This is a genomic window from Pontibacter sp. HJ8 (assembly GCF_054824225.1).
The window spans coordinates 1-6301 of record NZ_JSYF01000161.1; the positions used below are offsets into that span (position 1 = coordinate 1).

At 52.4% G+C, this 6301-nt stretch carries 5 protein-coding genes; all 5 read right to left on the reverse strand.

The window, feature by feature from the left end:
• Positions 1 to 287 precede the first annotated feature (287 nt).
• Positions 288 to 2156, reverse strand: a complete 1869-nt coding sequence (locus OB13_RS08270) for a glycoside hydrolase family 2 protein (RefSeq protein ID WP_461489687.1) — start codon at positions 2154 to 2156, stop codon at positions 288 to 290.
• A 397-nt stretch (positions 2157 to 2553) separates the two neighbouring features.
• Positions 2554 to 3528 carry a tryptophan--tRNA ligase gene (gene trpS, locus OB13_RS08275; RefSeq protein ID WP_461489688.1) on the reverse strand — a complete coding sequence of 325 codons (975 nt, stop codon included), beginning with the start codon at positions 3526 to 3528 and terminating at the stop codon, positions 2554 to 2556.
• Positions 3529 to 3613: 85 nt separating this feature from the next.
• Positions 3614 to 4171: a copper resistance protein NlpE N-terminal domain-containing protein gene (locus OB13_RS08280; RefSeq protein ID WP_461489689.1), complete on the reverse strand. Its 558-nt coding sequence runs from the start codon at positions 4169 to 4171 to the stop codon at positions 3614 to 3616.
• A gap of 435 nt (positions 4172 to 4606) precedes the next feature.
• Positions 4607 to 5518: an EamA family transporter gene (locus tag OB13_RS08285; protein ID WP_461489690.1), complete on the reverse strand. Its 912-nt coding sequence runs from the start codon at positions 5516 to 5518 to the stop codon at positions 4607 to 4609.
• A 205-nt stretch (positions 5519 to 5723) separates the two neighbouring features.
• Positions 5724 to 6301 (reverse strand): queuosine precursor transporter (locus tag OB13_RS08290; RefSeq protein ID WP_461489691.1); only part of this gene is annotated, 578 nt, incomplete at its 5' end.

The window sequence follows — 6301 nt, forward strand, 5'->3', positions numbered from 1 at the left end:
TTACAAATACTACAACATGGACCAGGTAGTGGCCCAGGCATTGACCTTGTTTAAGCGGCTTGAAGAAAAGTACACGCAAGATGTCGCCCTGGCGGGTGTTTCCTTAAAACTGAAGAAGGAGGCAGGCATACTGAATAGCGTAAAGGCTACCATCAGCAAAAATGAATTTCAGTAAGAAAATGAACAGCCTACAAACACCTGTCGCCACGGCTCATCGTGGCGACAGGTGTTTGTAGGCTACTGGATAAGTCAATTTTTAAGGCCGAAGTTGGACAGGCGCCAGCGCTTCAGCTGGTCTGATCGCTCGTTTTCTTGTCAACTTTTTTTTCTTCTTCTCTGGAGTTTAGTAATCCGGAAGGAACAGATAAGGCCCCTGTATGGGGGTCAATGAGTCCGTTGCGCTCATCCTCTATGTTGGTGGCCTGGGTATAAATATCTCCGGCAATGGCACGTTTGCGAAGCTCCTGTTTAAAGATGCGTATCCGGTCAGCCCGCTCCTCTAATCCTTCCGGTCCTCCGTAGTCTGAAAAGCCAAAGCCACCCCACTCACTGACGATAATAGGCGTTTGACCCCGGTAGAAGTAAGGATCACCCACTACCAGCGGAAAGGCTGCCACACCCTCCATCTGCCCTTGCATTAGCTGGTCCAGCATCTCCTTCCACCGGTCAAGTTCGGGCGTGTACAAGTGGACGGTGAGCAGGTCAGACTTGAGTTTTCCTTCAGACGAGATGTGTTGCCACCCGTCGTTGTCCACCACCAGGAACTGCGGATACCGGATCTTCATGTAGTGGAAGGCGTCCATAATATATTTGCGCGTTTGCGGGTTGGTGGCAATATCCTGGGCACCCCAATCTTCATTGTACAGGCTCCAGATCACGACCGATGGATTGGTCTCGATCAAAGAGAGCATCCGAAGCAGCTCCGCTTTGTGGTTTTCACGGCTTTTGGGGGTAGAGCTGTGGGGGCTGGGGACCTCTACCCACAGCAACAGCCCGATCTCATCGGCGAGGTTGTAAATGCGGGGATCGACACCCGCTATGTGTACGCGCACCAGGTTACAGCCCAATTCCTTCATCGCAAACATATGCCGCCTCATCTCTTCGTACGTGGCCGTGCCGGGCTGGTACAGGATGCCATCGATGTAGATTTCCTCGTTGTTGAGGTAGAGGTGCCGTCCCCGCGCCTCAAACTTTCTCAACCCAAAGTTCGCTTCTATCTCTGCTGCATAACCATGCGGGTCTATCAACTGGGCTACCAGCCGGTAAAGGTGCGGGTTTTCCGGGGACCATATCTCCGCGTCAGGCAATTCCATGACCACGTACTGTTGCTTTTGCCCGGCTTCCAGTGGCAGCGGAAAGTCTGCAACCGAGAGCGGTTCTTTTTTCTCTCCTTCCCGTTCGTATATGCTGAGGCGCAAGGTATACAAGCCCGGGTCATGTATGCGGGTAGTAAAGTTAAACCGCACCAGAGAATCTTCAATCACGCTGATGACCCCTATCCTGGACCGCAGGCGGTTTCGCTCCACCGTTTCCAGCCATACGCTCCGCACGGCTCCGGTATAGGTCTGGTACCAGATGCCGCCGCGTTTGTAGACATGCGATTCCTGTTTTCCGCGCGGGATCTCAGCATCCATCGACGATTCTATACGTACTGTGAGGTAATTGACCGGCAGCAGATGTTCCTCCTCCAGTTCATAAGAAAAGGAAGTATACTCTCCGTAATGCACTTCTTCGCCATTGATCGTTCTCAGAAGCCGCCCGTTGAGCCACACACGTGTCGCGTAGCCCGATGCCCCGAAGGTGATCTGAAACATGGAAGGAGACGATGTTTTGCGCTCAGGCCGTGGAAACTCCCGCTCGTACCAGGCAATGACCTTGTCCTGCCAGGCGGGCGTCTGTTGCTGCCCCCTGGCCGCTGCCATGTGTGTTTCGACGGAGCCGGGCCAGTGGGCAGTGTATTCGTAACGGTGGCCCAGATACCAGGCCTCACGCAGCCCGCGGTCCTGGTTATCGAGTTCAAAATACCATTGTCCGTCCAGCAGATATTGGGTGTTGTGGCGGAGTACGACACGGGGCAATGGATTCTGGCTATACGTTGCGGATTGAAGTTCTTCTATACCTTCCGTTGTTTTGAAGTTTTGATGTGTGGGATTCATAGCGGGCAGATTGATTAGGGCTCTTAAAACAGGATATCAATTTTACGAGAATCCCACCCTCCGGGCTTATCAAAGTTTTGGAAAATGCGCAAAATAAATTTGGAAGCAGAATAAGTCCAGGTGGAAGGGTAGGGGAAGAGGTTGTGCATTTGCTCAGGTATAGCTACTGCCCGCCATCGGGAACAGAACCCGGAGCAGGCGCAATCCAAAACCCGGAACTGAAAGGAAGGGGCAGGTATAGCAAGAAAATGTAAGCGCTGTTTTGCGATTAGAAATACCCTGATCCCGGAACGGGCCACCAGGTAGAGCGGCTGCCTGGGAGGAGGCTCAAAAAAGGGAGCGGCAACTGAAATGGTATCAGTTGCCGCTCCCTTGATCAGGTATAGGTTAGGTATGCTTAATACCCTAATTTCTGTCGCACGCGTTGCAAGACCGGCGCTGCAATCGCTTTTGCCTTTTCGGCCCCTTCGAGTAGCTTTTTGTCTATCTCACCCAAGTTGTCCATGTAGTACTTGAACAATTCACGCTCTTTGGCATACTTGCGCACGATCAGCTCATAGAGCGCTTGCTTGGCATGGCCATAGCCGTAGCCCCCGTTCAGGTAGTTGTTGCGCATGGCCTCTATTTCCTCCGGGCTGGCCAGCAGGGTGTAGAGTTTGAAGGTGGTATCCTCATCGGGGTCTTTGGGATCTTCGAGGGGCGTACTGTCCGTCACAATACTCATAATGGTTTTGCGCAGGGGTTTGTCCGCTTCAAAGATGTCGATGATGTTGCCATAGGACTTGCTCATCTTTTCGCCGTTGATGCCAGGCACCGTCATGACCGTTTCATCAGTCTTCGCATCGGGCAGCACAAAGGTATCGCCGTAGATGTGGTTGAAGGAACTGGCAATGTCCCGGGTGATTTCCAGGTGCTGGATCTGGTCTTTGCCTACGGGTACGATGTTGGCATCATACATGAGAATATCAGCCGCCATCAGCACAGGATAAGTGAACAAACCGGCATTCACATCTGCCAGTCCGCGGCGGCTCGACTTGTCTTTGAACGAATGGGCATTGGCCAGCATCGGGAACGGAGCAAAGCAGTTCAGGTACCAGGTCAGTTCCGTTACCATGGGCACGTCAGACTGGCGGTAGAGGATGTGCTTGTCGGTATCGAAGCCGCAAGCCAGCCAGGCAGCCGCCACCGAATACGTGTTGTGGCGCAGCACCTGCGGTTCACGCACGGTCGTGAGCGAGTGCAGGTCAGCTATAAAGAAAAGGGCCTCCTGGTCGGAGGTTCTGGATAATTCGATTGCAGGTAGTATGGCACCCAGCAGGTTGCCCAGGTGTGGACGGCCTGTACTCTGAATGCCCGTAAGATAACGTGCCATAGTCTGGATATTGTTTTCGGTTACAAAGTAACGCAAAATGCTGAAAACACGCCCACCCAACGCGGCACAATTCTATACCTGGGGCTTACTGTTTCTTGAGGGAGTAATTGTTCCGGCTCGCTATTTCGGCCTGTTGCCGGTCCAGCAGCTTCACTTCCGATTCGCTTACCTGCAGAAAGTACATTGGGTCTATGTTGCCTGCTGTCGGGATGAGTTGCAGTATCACCGCGTCCGGATCCTGTTTGTTGCCTTTGGCCAGAAACCACTTGCCGCTGCTCGTGACCACGCCTTTGTCAGCGGGCTTTCCCTGGTAGGTCTGCTTCAGGGTAAAGGTGCGGCTGGTGCCGTTGGAGCCACCATTCAGCGAGAGTTCTGTCGTGATGCCCTGGCAGTCAGCGCAGGGAAGGTTGCCTTTGAAAGTGCCCATGGGCGCTGCCAAGGCGGCAGCAGGGGCCGTTGCTTTCTCCTCTGCGGCAGGTCTGGCTGCCGGTTTAGTCGATCTGGCTGGCTTTGCTGCAACCGTTTTTTTTCCGCTGGCAGATGACTGGAGCCACTCCTCATAGCTCCTGCCTTCCTGTGCCTGTACCTGTTGTAAGCCAAGGGTTATTGAAAATAGAACGAGTAAGGAAAGAATCGTCTTCATAATTAAGGCGCTTTGTATTTTAACGACCAGGTACACATCCATTCATCCGGAGGGGAGATGCTAGGCTACAGGAAGTCACGTAGCGGACCTTCTCACCTGACTGAAATTGTGTGTACTCTGTTTATTTAACTAAAGGAATGGGTGATTTATTGTGCGCTGCATCCACCTGTCCGAACCGGTGATGCGCCCGGAATCGTCTCCGGAAGTGAAGAATACGCACACTTTCGGATGGAGTTGTGCCGGCTGATACAACATTTCAAAATTGTATCAGAATAAGGTGGAAGCGTCTGCGGAATGCAAAAGAAGTACAAAAAAAATGACCGGGTGCCATGCCCGAAAGCAAACACCCAGCCACAAAAAAAAATCAAATCTTGATTATTCTCTACCTTCCTCCCTAGCTTCATTTAGGCTAGGGTAGAAATAGAACAAATCGTTTCAGGCAGTCTTCAGCTGTTTAGGAGATAACTTTTTATAAACAGCGCCCAGGTTGGAGAGCACAATGGCTACCAGGATCAGGGCCACGCCCATCCACTGTACAGGCCATACTTCCTCCTGCAGCACCACACTGGACATCACCACAGCGACCGGAAGCTCGGCAGCGCTCAGGATCGCACTTACGCCCAGGCCGATGCGCGGTATACCATAGGCAAAGAACAGGGGAGGTATGACCGTGCCGAATACGGCCAGTGTAAGACCCCATTTAAGGAGGCCGCTGCCGAGTGCGCCATTTACCAGGAACACAGGAGGAAAGATCGTGAAGATCAGTGTACAGGCTCCGGTGAGGATGAGCGCACATTTGGTCGTAGGGTGCAGGTTATTCCCTGCCGAACCGCTCACCAACAGGAAGACGGAATAGCAGGCAGCGGCCAATATCCCATAACCGACGCCCACCAGGTCGAAGTTTGGCAGCGAGCCAGAGAACAGGCGGCCGGCCATGGCCGTACCGATGAGCACCAGCACCACCATACCTACCTGTGCTGGTTTGGGTAGTTTTCTTTTGATCACGGCTTCCAGCAGCAAACTCATCCAGGTGAACTGCATCAGCAGCAGGATAGCGATGGACGCAGGTACCGTCTGCACGCATTTATAGTAGAAGATGCTCACCAGGCCGGTGCTGGTGCCCATTGCCACCAGTTTGAGCTTATCGGTCAGGGAGGTGCTTTCGGCCCGATGGCCCAAAAGTTGGCGGAGCAATACAACGCCCCACAGGATAAGGAAGCCAAAGAATACCTGTGTGCCGGTCACATCACCTAAGGTATAGCCTTCTTTGTAAGCCAGTTTAACAAATGTTGATAAGATACCGAAGCTGCAGGCTCCGAGAAATACCAAAAGGATTCCTCTGAACATAATAGTCCTTTGTAAAAAATAATAAAACAGAAAAAGGGAAGGGCCACACAGCCCAAAAATCAGAAATGAGAACTGTTACAGGTCGTGCAGGACGTACCCGGTGATGAAGATCTGTGTATGTGCTAAGTGTGCAGCCATTTTGTTTTGCAAGGCCACAAAGATAGCTATGCCTGCACGATGATTCCAAATAATCTTACGTCGCAGGCTATTCCTGGCTATCGACTGCGGCTTCTTCGATCATATTTTCGGCAACACGCTGGCCCAGATACCCATCAATGAGGTAGTGCGCCAGGTATAGCAACGGCGTGAGTACAATGGCAATGATGAACTTGTAGATATAGTTGATAACAGCAACTGAAAAAACCAGCCCCAGCGACCAGTTGCCAAACAGGTAGAAAGCGACAAAGAGCACCACCACGCTATCGATCAGCTGCGAGACCAGGGTGGAGCCGGTGGCCCGAAGCCAGATCATTTTGCTGCCGGTGAAGCTGCGCAGCCAATGAAACACGCTCGCATCCAGAAACTGCCCGATCAGAAACGCCACCAGGGACCCAATGATGATGCCGAGCCCCTGCCGGTAGATGGAGTTGAACGCGTAGTCAATGTTGAAGGGATTCCCCTGGGCATCCCGGTTGTTGAGTTCCACCCAGAAAGGGGCAGCCGGTAAGCCGGTTACCGCCGTGATGACCAGAAAAGCATAGAGGATAAGGATGACTGTCAGTAAACTTACTTTCTTGACGCCTTCCTTGCCAAAGTACTCGTTGATGATGTCGGTCGTCACAA